The sequence below is a fragment of the Zhongshania sp. genome (assembly GCF_029212375.1).
Lineage (GTDB): Bacteria > Pseudomonadota > Gammaproteobacteria > Pseudomonadales > Spongiibacteraceae > Spongiibacter.
The window spans coordinates 143,466-161,422 of sequence record NZ_JARGNU010000006.1 but is presented as its reverse complement, the minus strand read 5'-3'; the positions used below and the strand labels follow the sequence as shown (position 1 = coordinate 161,422).

20 protein-coding genes are annotated in these 17,957 nt (G+C 53.1%); 11 read left to right on the top strand and 9 right to left on the bottom strand.

Annotated elements, in window-relative coordinates; all coding sequences use genetic code 11:
* The first annotated feature begins 17 nt into the window (after positions 1–17).
* From P1U47_RS08595 to P1U47_RS08585, 3 genes are read left to right on the top strand one after another with little or no spacing between them, the layout of a single operon-like run.
* Positions 18–1,172 (top strand): thioesterase domain-containing protein, encoded by a 1,155-nt coding sequence (locus tag P1U47_RS08595; RefSeq protein ID WP_301028399.1) that lies wholly within the window; start codon positions 18–20, stop codon positions 1,170–1,172.
* Positions 1,165–2,298, top strand: coding sequence for a hypothetical protein (locus P1U47_RS08590; protein ID WP_301028348.1), 1,134 nt, complete (start codon positions 1,165–1,167; stop codon positions 2,296–2,298). Before P1U47_RS08595 ends, P1U47_RS08590 begins: the two co-directional genes overlap by 8 nt.
* Positions 2,276–3,514 carry a cytochrome P450 gene (locus tag P1U47_RS08585; protein ID WP_301028347.1) on the top strand — a complete coding sequence of 413 codons (1,239 nt, stop codon included), beginning with the start codon at positions 2,276–2,278 and terminating at the stop codon, positions 3,512–3,514. The genes P1U47_RS08590 and P1U47_RS08585 overlap by 23 nt, the downstream gene beginning before the upstream one ends.
* Before the next feature lie 16 nt (positions 3,515–3,530).
* Here P1U47_RS08585 and P1U47_RS08580 read toward each other — a convergent pair whose 3' ends face one another.
* Positions 3,531–4,526, bottom strand: coding sequence for a sulfotransferase domain-containing protein (locus P1U47_RS08580; protein WP_008252190.1), 996 nt, complete (start codon positions 4,524–4,526; stop codon positions 3,531–3,533).
* 274 nt (positions 4,527–4,800) lie between these two features.
* Between P1U47_RS08580 and P1U47_RS08575 the strand changes: the two genes are divergently transcribed.
* The 7 genes from P1U47_RS08575 (at position 4,801) to P1U47_RS08545 (ending at position 11,344) form a co-directional block, all read left to right on the top strand.
* Complete coding sequence (locus tag P1U47_RS08575; RefSeq protein ID WP_301028345.1) at positions 4,801–5,472, top strand: MotA/TolQ/ExbB proton channel family protein; 672 nt, start codon at positions 4,801–4,803, stop codon at positions 5,470–5,472.
* Positions 5,469–5,909 carry a biopolymer transporter ExbD gene (locus P1U47_RS08570; protein ID WP_301028343.1) on the top strand — a complete coding sequence of 147 codons (441 nt, stop codon included), beginning with the start codon at positions 5,469–5,471 and terminating at the stop codon, positions 5,907–5,909. Before P1U47_RS08575 ends, P1U47_RS08570 begins: the two co-directional genes overlap by 4 nt.
* Positions 5,902–6,330, top strand: coding sequence for a biopolymer transporter ExbD (locus P1U47_RS08565; protein WP_301028342.1), 429 nt, complete (start codon positions 5,902–5,904; stop codon positions 6,328–6,330). The genes P1U47_RS08570 and P1U47_RS08565 overlap by 8 nt, the downstream gene beginning before the upstream one ends.
* Complete coding sequence (locus P1U47_RS08560) at positions 6,330–7,172, top strand: energy transducer TonB (RefSeq protein WP_301028341.1); 843 nt, start codon at positions 6,330–6,332, stop codon at positions 7,170–7,172. The genes P1U47_RS08565 and P1U47_RS08560 overlap by 1 nt, the downstream gene beginning before the upstream one ends.
* 2 nt (positions 7,173–7,174) lie before the next feature.
* Positions 7,175–9,502 carry a TonB-dependent siderophore receptor gene (locus P1U47_RS08555; protein ID WP_301028340.1) on the top strand — a complete coding sequence of 776 codons (2,328 nt, stop codon included), beginning with the start codon at positions 7,175–7,177 and terminating at the stop codon, positions 9,500–9,502.
* Between the two features lie 64 nt (positions 9,503–9,566).
* Positions 9,567–10,655 carry an alpha-hydroxy acid oxidase gene (locus P1U47_RS08550; RefSeq protein WP_301028339.1) on the top strand — a complete coding sequence of 363 codons (1,089 nt, stop codon included), beginning with the start codon at positions 9,567–9,569 and terminating at the stop codon, positions 10,653–10,655.
* A gap of 8 nt (positions 10,656–10,663) precedes the next feature.
* Positions 10,664–11,344 carry a Fe2+-dependent dioxygenase gene (locus tag P1U47_RS08545; protein ID WP_301028338.1) on the top strand — a complete coding sequence of 227 codons (681 nt, stop codon included), beginning with the start codon at positions 10,664–10,666 and terminating at the stop codon, positions 11,342–11,344.
* A gap of 27 nt (positions 11,345–11,371) precedes the next feature.
* Here P1U47_RS08545 and P1U47_RS08540 read toward each other — a convergent pair whose 3' ends face one another.
* The 8 genes from P1U47_RS08540 to P1U47_RS08505 all read right to left on the bottom strand — a co-directional run bounded on the left by P1U47_RS08540 (position 11,372) and on the right by P1U47_RS08505 (position 16,722).
* The gene (locus tag P1U47_RS08540) at positions 11,372–11,827 is read right to left on the bottom strand and encodes a hypothetical protein (RefSeq protein WP_301028337.1); all 456 of its coding nucleotides are present in this window, start codon (positions 11,825–11,827) and stop codon (positions 11,372–11,374) included.
* Between the two features lie 346 nt (positions 11,828–12,173).
* The gene (locus P1U47_RS08535; RefSeq protein ID WP_301028336.1) at positions 12,174–13,187 is read right to left on the bottom strand and encodes a YHYH protein; all 1,014 of its coding nucleotides are present in this window, start codon (positions 13,185–13,187) and stop codon (positions 12,174–12,176) included.
* Between the two features lie 89 nt (positions 13,188–13,276).
* Positions 13,277–13,825, bottom strand: coding sequence for a hypothetical protein (locus tag P1U47_RS08530; RefSeq protein WP_301028335.1), 549 nt, complete (start codon positions 13,823–13,825; stop codon positions 13,277–13,279).
* 84 nt (positions 13,826–13,909) lie between these two features.
* The gene (locus P1U47_RS08525) at positions 13,910–14,956 is read right to left on the bottom strand and encodes a YHYH protein (RefSeq protein ID WP_301028333.1); all 1,047 of its coding nucleotides are present in this window, start codon (positions 14,954–14,956) and stop codon (positions 13,910–13,912) included.
* Between the two features lie 72 nt (positions 14,957–15,028).
* Complete coding sequence (locus tag P1U47_RS08520; protein WP_301028332.1) at positions 15,029–15,466, bottom strand: periplasmic heavy metal sensor; 438 nt, start codon at positions 15,464–15,466, stop codon at positions 15,029–15,031.
* Complete coding sequence (locus tag P1U47_RS08515) at positions 15,459–15,749, bottom strand: hypothetical protein (protein WP_301028331.1); 291 nt, start codon at positions 15,747–15,749, stop codon at positions 15,459–15,461. Before P1U47_RS08515 ends, P1U47_RS08520 begins: the two co-directional genes overlap by 8 nt.
* A gap of 14 nt (positions 15,750–15,763) precedes the next feature.
* Positions 15,764–16,303, bottom strand: coding sequence for a sigma-70 family RNA polymerase sigma factor (locus P1U47_RS08510; protein ID WP_301028330.1), 540 nt, complete (start codon positions 16,301–16,303; stop codon positions 15,764–15,766).
* A gap of 11 nt (positions 16,304–16,314) precedes the next feature.
* The gene (locus P1U47_RS08505; protein WP_301028329.1) at positions 16,315–16,722 is read right to left on the bottom strand and encodes a hypothetical protein; all 408 of its coding nucleotides are present in this window, start codon (positions 16,720–16,722) and stop codon (positions 16,315–16,317) included.
* 401 nt (positions 16,723–17,123) lie between these two features.
* Between P1U47_RS08505 and minC the strand changes: the two genes are divergently transcribed.
* Entirely contained in the window at positions 17,124–17,954 is an 831-nt protein-coding gene (minC, locus tag P1U47_RS08500; RefSeq protein WP_301028328.1) for a septum site-determining protein MinC, read from the top strand.
* The last annotated feature ends 3 nt before the right edge of the window (positions 17,955–17,957 follow it).

Here is a 17,957-nt window from a genome sequence, read left to right as displayed (position 1 = left end):
ACAGTGCCGAACGCGCTATGCTAAGCCAAGAACTAAGTCATGCGCAGCGCGCCGCGATCAGCTCTGGAATTCCTGCTGATATTTTCAGCAAGCTACTTCAGTACACCAGCGCTTGGCAGGGCAACCGCCTGCGCGCTGACGCTCTACTCTTTGCCTACAATACCCTCGGCAGCCAAACGCCGCTTTTTTGGGGCGCCCAAGGCGAAGAAGAAGTGGCCAATTTAGCCCGCGCACTTGGACCAGACCAGCCCGTTTATGGCTTTCGCTCACTGTATCTTATCGACGGGAAAAACGATAACTACAGCCATGCCTTAGCCCAGCACTATTTAAAAGAATTACAAGAAATTCAACACGCCGGACCTTACTTGCTCGGCGGCTTCTGCGAAGCCGCTAAAATTGCGTTTAGCATTGCCCAGCAATTACATCAGCAACAACAAGAGCCAAGCTTACTATGCCTTGTAGAAAAATTTATTCCCCAGCAATACTCTGGCAGGCTTAGTTTATTTTTTTGCCAAGACGGTCGACGCAGCGCCTACCAGAATTATCAATGTCCCGAGATCGGCTGGCGAAAATATTACCACGGCGCGCTGTCCGGCACTCGATTGCAGGCAAAACACAAAAAGATATTTAACGATGCCTTTATCAATGACTTTGCCGAACGGCTTAAAGAGGAATTACATTGCGCCAAAGCGTCTCACCCTAGCGCTAATAGTATCGAACCGCCACGCTACGACCTCCAACTTCTTCCCCGCAGTGCCTACCAGTGTGAGCTGCGCGCTGGCTTAGCACGTGGGCTAACGCCCAATCAAAACATCTCCCTCAACATCCAAATTCGTAACACCAGCGAGACTACTTGGCAAACGAGCGCTAACAGCGGTATCTTTTTACATGCGCACTGGCGACGCCAAGACAAAGTGCGTATATGGCGCGCCGCCAGTATCGCCCTGCCCTGTGCGCTGCCGCCAGATGCAACGGTCAGCATCGATATTACCGTCACGACGCCATCACGACTAGGCCGCTGGACGCTGGAACTAGGATTAAGCGACGAGGGAATTTGTCATTTCAAAGATCACGACTGCGCTCCGCTGGCGCTGCCAACAACCATAATGTATGGCGCCAATCTCTGGCAAAAAACCCAAAGCCTGTTTAAGGATACCAACCCCCATGACTAGCCACCGCTCACCATTTTACGCCAAGCTTACCGCAAAAATTACAGCCCTAGGGGGAATGCACAACGCGCATTTGCACCTAGACAGAGCAGGTACGATTGATGAGAAATACATCACCGTTGCCCAGCAAAGTGTGCTCGCAACGTCGCATATTTCACTGCACCAAAAACACCATCTTATCTATCAGCTACACGCTGGCCCCGCGTATGATGACGAGGATTTCCGGGAGAGGATTACTTACTTTCTCAACGATATGATCGCCAATAACACCCAGCGGGCCGACACATTGGTCGATGTTACTGCGGATAATCTAGGGTTGTCTGCACTACACCGAATGCAGGATATTAAGCAGCAATATAAAAACAAAATTTCACTAAATATCGCCGCTTACTCGCCCTTTGGTTTTAAAGACAGTGAGCCGCAACGCTGGGAGCTATTTGCAGCAGGCGCGGCGAAGTCCGATTTTATAGCCGCCTTACCCGAAGCCGACGACCGCGATGAATACCCCGATCACATCGGCTTTGACGAACATCTCGCGCGCACCCTCGAACTGGCTAAAAGCAAACGCTGCATGCTGCATGTGCACACCGACCAACGCAACGAAGACAGCGAATCTGGCACCGAACGCCTCGTTAAAGTCATAAAAAAGCAGGGCGCGCTAAGTACTGCCAATGGTGAGCCCTTAGTGTGGGCGGTACACATGATTTCGCCTTCTACTTACGACGAAAAGCGATTTCAAGATTTGCTCAACGGCTTGCTCGAATGCAATATTGGCGTCATCTGCTGTCCCTCTGCCGCCATTGGTATGCGCCAATTACGCTCGCTGCCAAGCCCCACCTTCAACAGTATTCCTCGTGTATTGGAACTGCTAGAAGCAGGCGTTCACGTTCGTCTAGCCTCCGACAATATTGCCGACATCTGTTCGCCCAGCACCACCGCCAATCTTATTGACGAACTATTTATGCTCTCGGCGGCGATTCGCTACTACGATGTCGACATTCTCGCCAAACTCGCGGTAGGGCAAAAACTTAACAGTGCTGAACGCGTCACCATTCGCGAACATCTCAACAATAACAATATAGAAATTGCCAAGGTGCTTGCCGACCGTGCTCAAATATATTCGCGCTAAATTTCGTCCCGCTAATATTTCTCATACGGCAGCGCCGCCGACACTCGCTGAAATCGATCCCTATTCCCAGGCATTTATCGACTCGCCTTATAGTGCCCTAGAACAGCTACGCCATCATTCGCCGGTACACCGCTGCACTAGCGGCAGCTGGCTGCTGAGTCGGCATCGCGATATTAGCGCCGCGCTCGCTGATCCGCGACTAAGCAATACCCCTTCTGACTATGCGGTAGTCAACCAGCGGCATCGCGACCGCTATACCTGCGCCGACGTGGCCAATAACACGCTGCCCTTCATGGACGCCCCGCAGCACACTGAGGCTCGGCGAAGTATTGCGCGCGTATTCCACGAGCAATTGCGCAGGGCGTCATTGCAAAGTAATTTACCCACAGACACACCTTCTGATTTGCTGCATGATTTTGCCACACCGCTGTGCGCCAAAACCCTATGCAGCCTATTTGGCATTGCTCCGCGCCAGCAAACTGCGGAGTTAGATCGCCAATTAAAGCTGTGGGCAAATTGGTTTTTTTCTTTATTTTCCGCCATTCCCTCCCAGCAGCACCGTCAGCAGCTCGATGCAGAACTGCATTCTTTTCGCCAATTCTGTTCTGGGCTTCTAAATCAGAAACGCCAACACCCCAGTGACGACCTCCCCTCTGCGCTAGCCCAGCTTCATGACCAAACCCCGAGCATTAGCGATACATTTATGGCCGACAACTGCATGTTGTTGTTAGCAGATGGCCTAAATGCAGATTACGCCATTGCCAATGCCCTACACTGCTTGCTACAACAGCCCGAAAAAATAAATCAGCTGCGCGCCAAGCCCGAGCTCATTCCCGCTGCCGCAGACGAACTGCTGCGCTTTGATTCACCGGTTTTATTTATCGCCCGTCGGGCATTAGAAGATATACAACTGCATGATCAATTGATCAAAGGAAATAGCGGGGTATTACTAATACTTGCCGCCGCCAATCGCGATCCCGACGTGTTCACTGACGCCAACACCTTGAATTTCGAACGCGAGGCTAAACCCTATTTGAGCTTTGGTCGCGGCCAACACGGCTGTATTGGCCGCGTTTTAGTGAAGCAATTACTTGAACTGTCACTGCGCTGGCTAATCAGCGAGGCGCCCAACTTTGCACTAGTCCGGACGCAGCCCCTTTGGCAACACCAAGCTGGGCATCGCTGGCTACAAGATTTACCAGTAAAAATTCCTTAGCTTTTTTAAATTCCAGCTAAGTAAGCGGATAACCGTAGCGCTCAAGAATATCCCCATAAAGCTCATTGAAGCGCGACTGCAATGCCGGTGTAAAATGCTGGCGCCACTGGCCGCTATTCACATTGCGGATATGGCCTTTTTTACCGCCCTTCTGCACCGCGCTATAGCGCTTAGCATAATATTTTCCCGCCACTCGCAATGCAAATGGCAACTCCATAAATGTCAGTAACTCATTGAATACAGCCGCTTCACACCCGAGAATGTCTTCATATTTAAAAAGCATTACACGCTCGTCTTCCAAAGGCCACCAGCGCATACTGTCGAAGTGATGACGTCGAAATTCTAGCTCGGCGAACAAGCCCTCTTCTACTGATGCGCTATTCAAATACTTACTAAGCGATTGCTCCTGTCCCAGCACTGCGGGTACCGCGCCGTTGACGATCTTCCAGTCAATATCGCGCGGCGCCGCCACATCGCACCAAGGTTCTGCGGAGCGCTTGTGATAAAAATAAGCCGACACCAATAAATCTCGCGGGTCACGAATAAAACGCACCACCCGAATATCGGAAAACCGCGATAGATCGATGGCATGTCCACTAAGCGAACTAATCGTGTGTTGCGCGCAGTTCTGATAAAACGCATCGCTTCTGTGGTAGTAGTGATTAAACGACGCGCCCTTTTTTAAGGGTGGCCGACAAATCTTTTTAAATACTTTTTTTGTGTATTCAGTCAGGCACTTATGGTATCCGCAGTAGGCGCGTACCGGTGTCGTAATCATCCGCGGTGCGGTATCCATGACCTCAACTTGCAGGCGATCGTCACGGCCACCGGCAATCATGCGATAGCGCTGGTCACCAACTGAAACCACATCGCCGATCTTGGCCGTGGCCGTAATAGGTAAAGAACCGCCGTTGCCCTGAACCCGCCCTGCTTTCACAGCATCAGCAAGTAAATCTCGGCTGACAACCCCAGAGTGATGGGCCAACAAATATTCATAACTCAATTTATCCACCCTTTATCCTCCATGATGTAAACCTGTAAACAGCGACATATTGCACCGCCCAAACCACGTTTTCTCTCACCGCTTAGATCAGCTTACTTGACAGGCTTACCAACAATTCAACTGTGCACCAAACCATTATTACCCATAGCAAATTTCACTCCAAGCATCCCCCCAAAACTGCAACTACGCAAAAATACGGCAAGACGATTGACAACAGACTCTATTTATATCTTAATGATAACCGTTCTCATTACGATTACCATTAAATATACTCGAGCCTACTATGTTGCAACTTCTTATCACCGGCGGCCCCGTTATTTGGTTGCTGTCGCTCTTTTCACTTCTCGGCTTAACCGTGGCCAGCTATAAAGTTTGGCAGCTATTTGGCCAACTAAAACTCAATGACACCTCCGCACCACGGGCATTTAAACTGCTTGAAGAAGGCAGAAAGCCCGAGGCCTTAATGCTGATCAACGGTCATCAAAACCCCAGCGCTAAGGCGCTGAGCCGCTGCCTACAGTTGTTTAGCAATAAATACCTCAGCTTGCAGCAGGCCCGCGATGAAGCTTACCGGGGTGCGCGCCTGCAAGCCGAACAGCTCAGCAGCCATCTCCGCATTTTAGAGGTGATCGCCACCCTCGCCCCGCTGCTCGGTCTACTCGGTACGGTACTGGGCATGATCGAGGCCTTTCGCGCCATGGAAGCGGCAGGTGAGCACGTGAACCCCGCCATTCTCTCTGGCGGCATTTGGCAGGCGCTACTCACCACCGCCGCAGGTTTGATTGTGGCAATCCCGATATCAGTGTTGCACAGCTGGCTTGAACGCTGCACTGAACGCCAGATCCAGTCTATTCAAAATACTATCGAATACGCCTTTACTCTGAATAGCCAAACCAATAGTCAAGTTAAAGGCCCAGCTCACTCGGCAGCCAAAGAAGCGAGTGAACTGGCGTGAGCGCAGCACTCTCTTTAACAAGCGCGCCGTCGCTGGGCACACCGCGGCGTAAAAATGCCGTTAGCCTCACCGCCTTAATTGATGTGGTCTTTATTCTATTAATGTTTTTTATGCTGACCTCCACTTTTACAAAAGAACAAAGCATCGAGCTAAAAAAATCGCAGGCAGTTTCAGCGTCAAGCAACGCGGCCATACCGCAATTGCTACTGGCCTACGAGGACGGCAGTTTTGCTTATTTCAATACCTCGTTGACCAAGCTCAGCAGCTTAGCGGAGCTCAATACCCTTGCCAGCCCTGAGCAAGTCGTAAACCTGTTACCCGCCGCTGAATTGCGGGTACAGGACATTGTTAGCCTGTTAGAGCAATTAAGGTCTGCCGGTTTTATGCACGTCAGCTTGGGCGAGCCACTACCAGAGACAAGCAAGCGCGATGAATAGAAACCTTTTGCCCGCGGCAAAGAAAACGAGCGGCGACGAAAATTTAATCCCTTTGATTAATATTGTTTTTTTACTGCTGATTTTTTTCATGGTCGCGGGGCAATTTAAAACCGCGCAAAGCAGCGCGGTGCAGCTGCCCAGTAGCAGCCAGAGCAAGGTCGAGAATAGCCAAGCCATCAAAATCATTATTAACCAGCAAGGCGAAATATTTCTTAATCAAACAGCGGCCACATCGCAGGCGATCAGCCCACAAGCACTGGGCGAGTTCTTTAGCCAGCTGCCAAGCGCAGAGCCAACACAGGTTTCGCTGTATGCAGACCAAAACCTGAGCGCGGCGCAATTACACCTCGCGCTAGGCGCGATGGCTAACTACCCGCAGCTCAGCATTAACTTGCACACCCGCAACGGTGGCCAAGACTAATGCGCCAGCTCCCATGGATTATTGCCTTTGTATTTGCAGTTGGCGTACACGCCTCGCTGCTTTACCTCGCCGAGCAGTCACCGCGCCCAACACCGCGTATTGGCGCTGACGCCGAGGGCAGAGACGGATTAGAAATTGGCCTCGGCATGAGTGGTTCTTATGCCGACGTCGCCAAACACATCGCGCAGAGTAAGGTCGTGCCCGAACCTAGCCCAGCACCCAAGCCTAAACATCAGCCCGCGCCTAAATTAAAGCCCAAATCCGCACCAGCTAAACCGCCGACCAAGCCGCAAGTAAAACCCGCAGAAAAAGCTGCGCAATTGCCGGAAAAAATCGCGACAAGTATCAGTGCGCCCACGGCGGCAGTACACGGCTATCAAAGCGCCGTCGACGCTTCAGCAAGCAGCCAAGCCAAGACAGCTAAGCCTGAGGAGGCTACAGCTCGCCAAAACACGAGTCCCGACACCTCAACAAAAGCCATGGTTCGCGCCAGTGGCTCGGGCAAGCAACGCAGCGCCGGCGGCAAGCAAGGAGACAGCAGCCACTATTTTAGCCGAGTCATGGCGCAGCTCAGTCACTACAAAACCTACCCGCCGGAGCTTAAAAAGCGCAAAACCCAAGGGGTGGTGACACTGAAATTCGGCATCCGCCGCAGCGGTGAAATTTTTGCCGCATCAATTAAAACCAGTTCTGGCCATGGCGCCCTCGACGACGCGGCGCTGCAAATGCTCGCCGACGCCTCACCGCTGCCGCCACTACCGGCAAGTATAAAAAAAGAAGAGATTCATCTCGTAATACCTATTGAGTACTCCCTAATCACCAATGACTTCCACGAGGATTAAACATGACACGGAAAACCACACTAAAACCGGCTAAGCTGACGACGACGCGCTTCAAGCCCAGAGCCAGCGCCCTAGCGCTAGGCATCCCCACACTGCTGATGGGCAGCGCCAGCTTCGCGCAAAGTGAAGATGCCTTTGTGCTCGATACGCTAAAAATCGAGGAGCGCACCCTCGACACCAACCCCTACACCGAAGCGGGCGCCCCCTATAAAGCAAAAGTTTCTGGCGACAGCCGCCATGTAAAAGATTTGGCCGACACCCCACAAACCATCAACGTACTGACCCAAACCCAGATTCAGGAATCCGGCAAATCAGATTTGCGCGATGTACTAGCCGCTCAGCCCGGCATTACCCTTGGCACCGGTGAGAACGGCAATGCTTTTGGCGACCGCTATATTATTCGCGGCCACGAAGCCCGCAGCGATGTCTTTGTCGATGGCCTTCGCGACCCCGGCATGACCACTCGCGAAAGCTTTGCCACCGAGCAAGTCGAGATCACCAAAGGGCCAAGCTCTACTTTTGCTGGCCGTGGCTCTACTGGCGGCGCGGTAAACAGTATTACCAAGCAGGCGAGCACCGAATACGACTTTAATAAAGTTAGCGGCGGTATTGGCACTGATAATTACCAGCGCCTGAGCCTCGACAGCAATAACTCCGTCAGCGACGACATCGCACTGCGCGTCAACTTACTCTATTCCTTTAAAGACGTGCCCGACCGCGAGCCAGCGGATAAAAGCCGACGCGGCTTTGCCGTCTCTGGCCTGTTTAAAGCCACAGAAAAGCTGCAATTACTCGGCGACGTCTACTACCTCAATGCTGAAGACAGCCCAGATTTAGGCACCTACATCGTGTCCGGTGGCGGCAAACCCGTTGACGATTTTCCAGTCTATTTACAAGACCAGGATTTTCTAAAATCAACGGTCAGCGTCGCCACCTTGCGCGCCAAATACGACATTAGCGATAGCAGCCGTATTGAAAACGCCCTGCGCTACGGCACCACCGACAATGGCTACGTGACCACCGGCGCGCGGGGCACCAATCGCGACGCCACCGACCCCGACGCTCCCAGCGCGGCTACTGCGTCCCTTAGCACCCATCAAGGTTGGCAAGAAGTAGAATACTTTGTTAACCAATTTAACTTTTTCAAAGATTTAGATATCGCAGGCAAGAAAAACCAGCTGGTCTTTGGTGTTGAGCTGTCTAAACACAATGTCGTTAACGGCGTATACAACGTCAGCAATAACGGCACCAGCAATTGTATTGTGAGCGGTCGCGGCGGCGCAGGTCCCGGCTATTGCACCACCGATGCCAATGGCAATACCCCCAGCAATATAAACACCATCATGGGTCGCAGTATTACTAAGGGCGCGCAAGACTCAGACTACAATATTGAAACTATCTCGCTGTCGTTGATGGACACCATTGAGCTGAGTGAAGACTGGTCTTTATTCACCGGCATTCGCTTAGATGATTTCGACTACGACAATACCGTTGATAGCCGCGGCACCATTTTAAACTACAAGTATTCCGACAGTCTGTGGAATGGTCATATTGGCGCGGTATACCAAATTAATGACGACGCCAATGTTTACCTAACCTACAGCACCTCGGCCAATATCAACGGCGGCGAGTCTGATGTTGGCGGTAACTGTGGTTATGGTGGATTGTGTGGCGACCCAGAACAGGCCGCGAACAGCGAACCGGAAATGACCGCCAATATTGAGCTTGGCACCAAATGGAATATTCTCAATGACAAGCTCCTGGCCACCGCAGCGATTTTCCAAATCACCAAAAGTGATGTTATGGAAAGCGTCGGCGACGACTACGCCACCCTCGGCACCTTGAACACCGGTAAAAACCGCGTACAGGGCATTGAGTTTTCCTTGGTTGGCAATATCAGCAGCAAACTCAGCACTCAGTTCGGCGCCAGCTTTATGGAATCGGAAATTCTCGAATCTTATAATACCGACTCCGAAGGCAAGGTGCTGAGTAACTTCGCCGACGACAGCGTGTTTCTGCAATTGCGCTACCAAGCCAGCCCCAAATTTTCTTTTGGCGGCACCCTGACTTACTCTAGCGAACTGTACGCTGGTCAGCCCGACTCCGCAGCTGGCTTTAGCAGTGCAACTGGCGAGTACTCTTACGAAGTGCCGAGCTATACCGTGTTCGACGCTTTTGCCAGCTACCAGTTTAGCGAGCAGCTTAAAGCGCGGGTTAACATTGGCAATGTCACCGATGAAGACTACTACCTTGCGGCCTACCGCAGTGGTGCCTTCACCTATATTGGCGAAGCCCGCAACGCCCACCTGAGTGTGGACTACGAGTTCTAAGCTCGCCCTGCGCTGTGCTCATAGAGTATGAGCACAGCGCGCTTATCCATTACGGAATACAGTGATGAAATACACCCCGCCCTTGCAAAATATCCCCGCAGATATTGTCTGCCTTGATGACTACCAGCGTTACGCTAAAGATTTTCTCGCCCACGATATTTACGAATACATTGCCGCAGGCGTTGCCGACGAGCACACCCTTCATCGCAATCGCAGCGCCTTTGCCAATATTGAATTAAAGCCGCGCTTGCTGCGCGACTTCAGCAGCGCGTCTACCCAAACCACCTTGCTCGGCCACAATTTGGCGCACCCCTTTTTACTGGCGCCGCTGGGCTATCAACAGCTCTGCCACGCCAGTGGCGAACTCGCCACCGCAATAGCGGCAGATGCCATGGACACCGCGATAGTAGTCAGTACATTGGCCACCGCCAGCCTCGAAGACATTGCCGCGCAAACCAATGCGCCAAAATGGTTTCAACTGTATTTTCAGCCCCAGCGCGCCGACACATCGACTTTAATTGCGCGGGCTGAAGCCGCAGGCTATACCGCGATCGTGGTCACCGTCGATGCGCCACTGAGCGGCCTGCGCAATCGCGCCCAGCGCGCGGGCTTCCAAATACCGCCAGAAATTGAGGCGGTGAATATTTCGCCGGCACAAAAGTTAGCAGGGCAAAATGCCATTCTCCAGCAACTCATGGCGCTGGCGCCCCAGTGGCAAGACCTCGCGTGGTTAAAGCAACAGACCCAACTCCCCATCATTATTAAAGGCGTAATCAACCCCGACGACGCCGTGCAGCTTGCCGACATGGGCATGGACGGCATTATTGTGTCTAATCACGGCGGTCGCTGCCTAGACGGCCTACCCGCCAGCATCGACGCCCTGCCTGCCATTCGCGATGCGCTGGGCAGTGATTTTCCCATTTTATTAGACAGCGGTATTCGTCGCGGCAGCGACATTATTAAAGCCATTGCGCTGGGCGCCAACGCGGTACTCATTGGCCGCCCCCAAGCGTTTTCCTTGGCGGTTGCTGGTGCGCTTGGCGTTGCCCATATGTTACGTTTACTCAAAGAGGAATTGGAAATCACCATGGCCCTCTGCGGTTGCCCGCACATTGACGACATAAATCGCGACTGTCTTTTTACGCCCCGCTGAGGATCACTATGCTCACTGTTATCAATAATTTTCTGAGCGCGAGCGAGTTAGCGCATTTTCGCCAAACCCTCGACGGCGCCAACTGGCAAGACGGCGCCCGCAGCGCTGGCCAACTTGCCGCGCCACGCAAAACCAATTTGCAGTTAGATGACAGCAGTGCAGCAGCCCGCCGTTTGGTAACAAGCCTCAGCGCCAAATTAAGCCAGCACCCGCTGTTCATCAGCGCCGCCCTGCCCGACAAAATTTACCCGCCCAAATTTAATTGCTACCAAAACGATGGCCACTACGGCCAGCATATCGACAGCGCGATTATGCGGCTTGCCGACGGCAGCAGTCTGCGCAGCGATCTGTCTGCGACCTTATTCCTGTCCCAAGCCCAAGACTACGAGGGCGGCGAACTCTGCGTTGAGATCGGCGGCTGCCTGCAAGAAATTAAACTCGACGCTGGGGATATGATCCTCTACCCCGCCAACTGCCTGCACGAAGTTAAACCAGTGCCAAAGGGCCAACGCCTTGCCGCGTTTTTTTGGGTGCAAAGTCTGATCCGCAGCCATCAGCAACGCCAGCAACTGTTTGAGCTGGATCAAAGCATTCAGGCTTTAACAATAAAACTGGGCAGTGACGACGAAGAGGTGCGGCGCCTATCGGCGCTCTACCACAACTTACTTAGGGAGTGGGCCTACGCTTAACGCAGGCAAAATGACTAGAAACGGCTCTTAGGCTTTAGCGCTGAAAATACTTGAGGCCGATCCCAATAATTCTTGAATCGAATTTTCTAAACCAGATTTATCGCTAGCCGACGCGTTTTCAGAATAGTATTCATCTAATAATGTGTAGAGCTCTTTCAGAGCATCGTCACTGAGATTAATACCGCCACTTTGACTCTGCGGCCCGCTAGGCGGCGGCCCCTGAGGTCTTGCTAGGTCGCCAAGCGCTTTGGCATCGAAGCCCGCTGCGTCCATTGCGTCAGCGAGGGATTTGCTGGGCTGAATTCCCGCCTCCTGAAAAATCGACACAATCGATTTTGCATCAGTCTCGGTAATATTTTCCGCATCAAACTGACTCAGCGTGTCGTTAATAAGCTGGGTTTGATCCTCAGTTAATGAGGCGGCTGATTGCATACGCGGCGGCGGTGGCATAGACATGCCGCTTGCCGCAATTGAGTTGACCATTTCATCTACTCCACTGATAAACACACAGTTGAACTGCTAAAAAATTTGGCTTTTTATCTGGCTAAGGGTGTCGGATCCGACTTAGTCGTCTTACTTGCCGGCACGTCTGCCCGCACGATAGGCTGATTCCGAACACACATTAGACTGTCGCTAAAAACCTGACAGCTGCCCCGATACAAATCGCCATGGCCATCGCTAAATTCGCAGGATGAATTCTGCTGTTGCGCCTCACAAGCCGCCCATGGCGCCTCGTTGTGATTCTCATGTGCATAAGCGGGGCTGACAATAAGCAAATACCCCACTGTCGCGGCAAGCCCTAGGCGGCGCTTTCTGTAATTACGTGAGTTCATCGTGCAGTCTCACCAGTAAAGCAACCTATAAAGGCATTCTCGCCAGCGCTCGCAGTGTGGTAGTGGTAGCCGCGCGTCTCATCGCTATGACCGCGGCAGCTATCAAGGTCGGTAGATTCATTGCCAGCACTGTCAGCCATCGCGTAAATAGCGTAGCCGTCTAAGGCGTAGCCAAAAGCGCCGCCGTGGCCGTCAGTTTCAAAATCGATTGCCGGGCAGTCACCGTCGCCGTGGTTGGCACCGTGATAGTGATAGCCGGCATGGGGGTTGATATGGCCAACGCACTCATCGAAAGCGGCAATCGTATAAGCCCCTAAAATCGCATCTGTCGGTGCGGCCGCATCGAGTTTCACCCCGTTAAAGGCGGCGCCGACACCACCTCGGTCAATAGCGCCGGGCGCGTCTCGAGGCTGTGGCGTTGCGGGAATTAAATAGGTCACCGCAATACCCTTTAAAGGTTCATCGCTGTAATAAGAAATATCACACTGTACGCAGTAATTGTTGTAATTTGCGGGCACATTGGGCTGCGCTGCGGCCTCGCAGGCCGCCTGGGTATTCGTTATATAAACGTCGCCGGTTTGCGCATTAAACAACTGCCAATTGTCGTCGTTATAAAAATTGGCGAGGTCAGCGACAAAGGCGCCGGTGAGATCATAAAGCACCCCATCCTCAAACCAGGTACCGGCGTCATTGGCGCCTGTGCTCGTTGTTTCTGGGCAGAAAGGCCCCAAGCTGCTTCTATCTGCGGGAAAGCCATTCAAGGTGATTTCGTAGCAGCTGCTGGCACTGCCATCGGAGAGCGTACAGCTCACGGTTTCAATTGAGACTACGGCGTCTTCCATAAATCGGGAGGTGTCCACCGCGTGATTATCGGCTTCGCTAATCGCGGTCGTCGCATCATTGCCGCTACCGCTACTGCCACCACCACAGGCAACAAGCAGAGTGCTAAGCGTCGCGCCGACAAACAAGCGCGGATTGAGAAAATCTTTAGTGTGGTAACGACGTGTCATTCGGCGGTTTCCTGAAGTGATTAGCCTTCGTGAGCAGTTCTCTTAGGTTTAAACGTCGCAGTCGCCAAATTCCGTCGAAAAAATACCAATTATTTTTTAGCGGCGAAGAATTCGCTGTCTTTGCCTGAAAAATTATTTTGAACATTAAGAATGTAGCGCTTGCTCCGGTCGCCATCAATAAGCCGTACAAAATTGTTCTGGCGAGGATTGTCCGCCATATAGGCCAAACTAAATTCAAGCTGCTCTACTGCGGCGGGCATGCCCTTTATTTCAAACTGCAGTGTTGAGACGTGCTCGTCTAAGCGCAAACGTCCTTGCCCAAGGCTCAGGGGAAGCGCATTGACCACTTGGTCAGCCTTGCTGCGCCCGCTGACGGAAACCGCAAAGCCTTTTTTGACATAGGCGACAACGGCCTCTTTGTAGGCTGTGCTACCGGCTAGCATATTGCGCTGGGCCTCGGGAAGGGAAGCCCGCATGGCTTGGTCTAAGGCAGGTAGCGGTGTCATGAGCTCGAATAGCCAGCGACCGGCGTCGCTACGCCGAATATGGACAGTGGCCAAGTGCTGGTCGTGGGCCTGAATTAGGCCGCTAAGGCTAGCAATAAGGAGCAAAATTAAAATACGGAAATAATGTTTCATGGGGCCTGTTTAAAAAAGAAAGCCGCTCCAAAATAGAAGCAAGCGGCTTTCAAAGTGGTCAAGAGACCTAGGTGAATCGTTTCATTACTGGATGGAAAAATCTCGTTGCACAAAGCTTCCCCGTAAGCAGGTCGGTACATTAGGGGCGCCGCCAGCTAAAGCATGATAGTGATAAATGCCTTCGGAAAACTCTGTAGTCGCATGACTATGCCCATTGCATTCGTCGACGACTGCCAGCTCGTTCGGCGGTGTGTCTACGTTATCAACCGCGTCGTAGGCGCCGTAGATGGGGAAGCCGTCTTTAGCTAAACCGGCAAACGACGACGGCTGGTCATAGGCAATAATGGCATTGCTGCAGCTTATTTCATTGTCTTGCTGATACCGGTATTGGTCTGCGCTAAGTACCGTATTCATCGACTGGGGAACAAAGTGCCAATGATAGTAGCCCGCCGGATCGACATGGCCACCGCAATGGTCCAGAGCGGGAATACTGCCGCTGCCGGAGCCATTGACGCCCGCTTCCGCCACCGTCACCCCCGGCGGATGTCCTTTGTAGGGAACCCCCGTCACACCGAAGCCGATACTTTCTATCGTAGATATCTGGTAGGGCGCACTTCTTACTTGCGGTGTTACTGGCACGAGGTAGGTGACTTCTAGGCCGGTGTCCATGGGCATTTCCAAACAGGCACTGCTACCTGGGCCGCCACCCACCGTATTCACGTTGCCATTGTCATCAACGATGTCGTAACCGTCGGCGTCCATATTCTGCACAGCGTCAACGAGGGATTGAAAACCCGGGTTACTGGGGCCGTCGTATATGCCGAGGCCAGCATCCTTTCGTGCTACCTCGATATTCTCCGGACAGAAGGGGCCAATGGTGTTATTACCTTCACTGCTACCCGCGCCATTGGCAGCAAAGCGCAGTTGATAACATGTGGTCGTGGCGCCGTTTTCTAGCGTACAGCTAACTTGGCTTTCGCTAATTAAATCCGAACTAAAAAGTGCGCTGTTATAGCCACTCGCGCCGACAATACTGCTACTGTCGTCGCTACTGGTGGCGGTGGCGCCTCCGCCACCGCCACCGCCGCCGCAGGCCACAAGCAGACTTGGGGTCAGTATTGCTACAGGCAAAAGGTGCCTTTTTATCTTCATAGCTTGAATCTCTGAATGTTAAGCACGCTAAACAATTGTTTCAGGTAAATACTATCTGGGTGGCCGCGGCCCGGGAGGCTTGCCCGGCCGATGCCCCACAAACGGTTCGAGCTGGCGGCGCTCCTCGCTAGTCAATGTCGCCGCGACCTCGACGATACGTTGATGGGCTAATTCCGCGCCAGCGGATTCCGCATGGCGAAGTGCGGCAAGGGCGCCAGCGAGTTGTTCGGCGTTAAAGGGTTCAGCGGCGAAGGCCCGCCCCACCGCTTGACGCTGCTGGTGAATCGCGTCCATCGACTGACGAAAACCGGGCTGCCGATGAGGTGCAATTTTCTCAAAAAGTATGCGCGCCTCGGGTGGCGGTGGCGGGCCACCACCGTGCATGGGTGGTGGCGGCGCCAACCAACCGGTTAACAGTGCTGACAAACAGAACACGTTGACGATTAAGGATGCGCCAAGCGCGATACCCCAATTTCGTTCCTTATTCATTAGCCCACTCCTGCGTGGTGTTTAACATAGCCAAAGTCCAAACGCTGTCCTCAGCAACGCTATGGGAAACGGACTGAGTCCACCAAAGCTGACTGACGACACCAAACATCAAACTGGCTGCCAGCGCCGGTCCGGCGATTCGCCAGCCGCCGATCGCCGCTAGCAGCTCCGCCCAGGGCGATGGCCTGCTCGCGTTTTGCACAATTCGCTGCCGTAGCGCGGCACTCGCCGGCGCTACGCGGTAAGCGTTTAGTAAGTTATCGAGTTCTGTATCTGTACTCATAAGGTCGATTCCAATTAGACGCGCTCGCTATTAAGAGATTGACGTAGGCTGCGGCGGGCGCGGCCAAGCAAGGACTCCACCGACTCGACGCTGGCGTCCATCGCCAATGCCGTTTCGATATTACCCAGCCCGTGGTAGTGGTTGAGAATAATGGCTGCTCGCTGTCGCTCCGGCAGTTGTTGCAGTGCCGCGTTTACCCGCGCGGCCTGCGCAGCAGATTGCAGCTGGCTATCTGGCGTGGCTTGGGTATCCGCAATGGTGTCATCCAAAGGCTCGCTGGGTCGCTGCTTGCGCCAGCGATCTCGAATAAGATTCATCGCAAGCTGAAACAACCATGTACGATATTGCGCCTGCCCCGGTTTCCAGCGCCGCGCCTGCTGCCAAGCTTTGGCAAAGGTATCTTGGGCAATATCTTCGGCGTCAGCGCGCGTCCCGATCATGCGCTCGGCAAAGCCGAGCACAGCATCGAGATGCCGGTTCACCAAAACCTCGAAGGCGGCGTGCTCGCCTTTGCCAGCTCGGCTTACGAGTAGGTCATCCTCACAGTTTGTCACGATTTACGATCTTATCTCGGGCCGCCGGGTCCTCCGCGGCCATTAGGTGGCGCTAATTCTTGCGCGCTTAACTCGCCATCGCCATTTTGGTCGTGCTGCATAAGCCTATCAAGCCGATGTGCAACAAACTCAGCCAGTTGCACGTCGCCGCTAATTTGCGCGGGTGCGTCATTTGGGCGCGGCGGCCGCTTATCCTTATGACGACTTTGCTCAGTTTGCATTTCCGCCTCGGTGATAATGCCGTCGTTGTTGGCGTCAATCATTTCAGCGTGACCAATAATCATTTTTTCAGCTTCGGCGCGGGTGACGCTGCCGTTGCCATCGGCATCCATGGTGTCAAACTGCGGTGGACGGGCCATGGCGCAACCAGCAGCTAAAAACAATGCGATTGCGGCGAGAGTCATGTATTTGCTGTTCATCGTGTTTCCTTGAAAACGGGCGGAGAAACTTCTCCGTTACCCTTAATTTGTACTCATGGACTTAAACGTAACTGAACGTAAATTCCGTCGCGGAATCTGCAAAAAAATTAGCAGGTACTTATTCGCCGCTTGCAGTAGTACAGAAACGACGATGACTAAGCCACCCTACCAGACGCGCTGAACAGCGCCAGCCGCGAGATTATTCTGTATATAGCCATGTCCACCCACAGAATTCTCGCTAAAATCAGCGAAGTACCAACAAGTCGGCGCTAAACCTATAAAAACAGTTGAACAATCCTAGCGATGCCTTACTCTAAGGGCCTGAAATCTTGAATACCCTAAGCCTACTCCAAGACGCAGCTCACGCGATCTGGGGATTTAGCCACACCTAGGAAAGCAGATTGCCACTTTTAAAGTCAAATACCAGCGCAGACTCACCCACCACCGCCACCTTTCGTTTGAAGGGCGGCTTATTCCCCCTCACACTATTGGAAATCAGCCGCTTTGACGCGGTGGACTTTGAGCAGCAATTGCGCGACAAAGCGGCGGCCGCACCCGGCTTTTTCAAACAAACCCCTGTGGTGCTCAGCTTTGATGATTTTGCCGGTGAGGTGGACACCCTAGCCTTGGCCGATATTCTGACGATATGCCACAGCCAGGGGCTATTGCCAGTGGCACTGCGCAGCGGGGTCGAGAGCCTTGAACAGCAAGCAAAAGCCCTAAGCTTGGCGATTATGCCCGCGAGTCGAGTTAAACCGGCGCCAGATCTCCAGATTGAGCAGCAAACAGAGCCAAGCGAGCAAACTGAATCCAGTGCCAGCGCCGCTAATCAGAGTAAAACTGAGCCGACCGAACCTTGCCAACTGGAATTGAGCCCCACTGACCACGTTGAAATCAACCACAGCCCCAGTAAAATCATCACCACACCAATTCGTTCTGGCCAGCAGGTTTACGCCCCAGGCGGCGACCTGATTATTATGGCGGCGGTGTCAGCGGGGGCAGAGGTACTGGCCGATGGCAATATTCATGTTTACGGCGCCCTGCGCGGCCGCGCCCTCGCTGGCGTAAAAGGCGATAGCAGTGCGCGTATTTTCTGCCAAAGCCTAGAGGCCGAGCTGGTCTCGATTGCCGGCACCTTCAAGGTGGACGAAGATTTGCGCAAAGAACATTGGAAAATGCCGGTTCAAGTCGGCCTAGACGAGCAAACACTGAGCATTACGCCACTCGTTTAATGC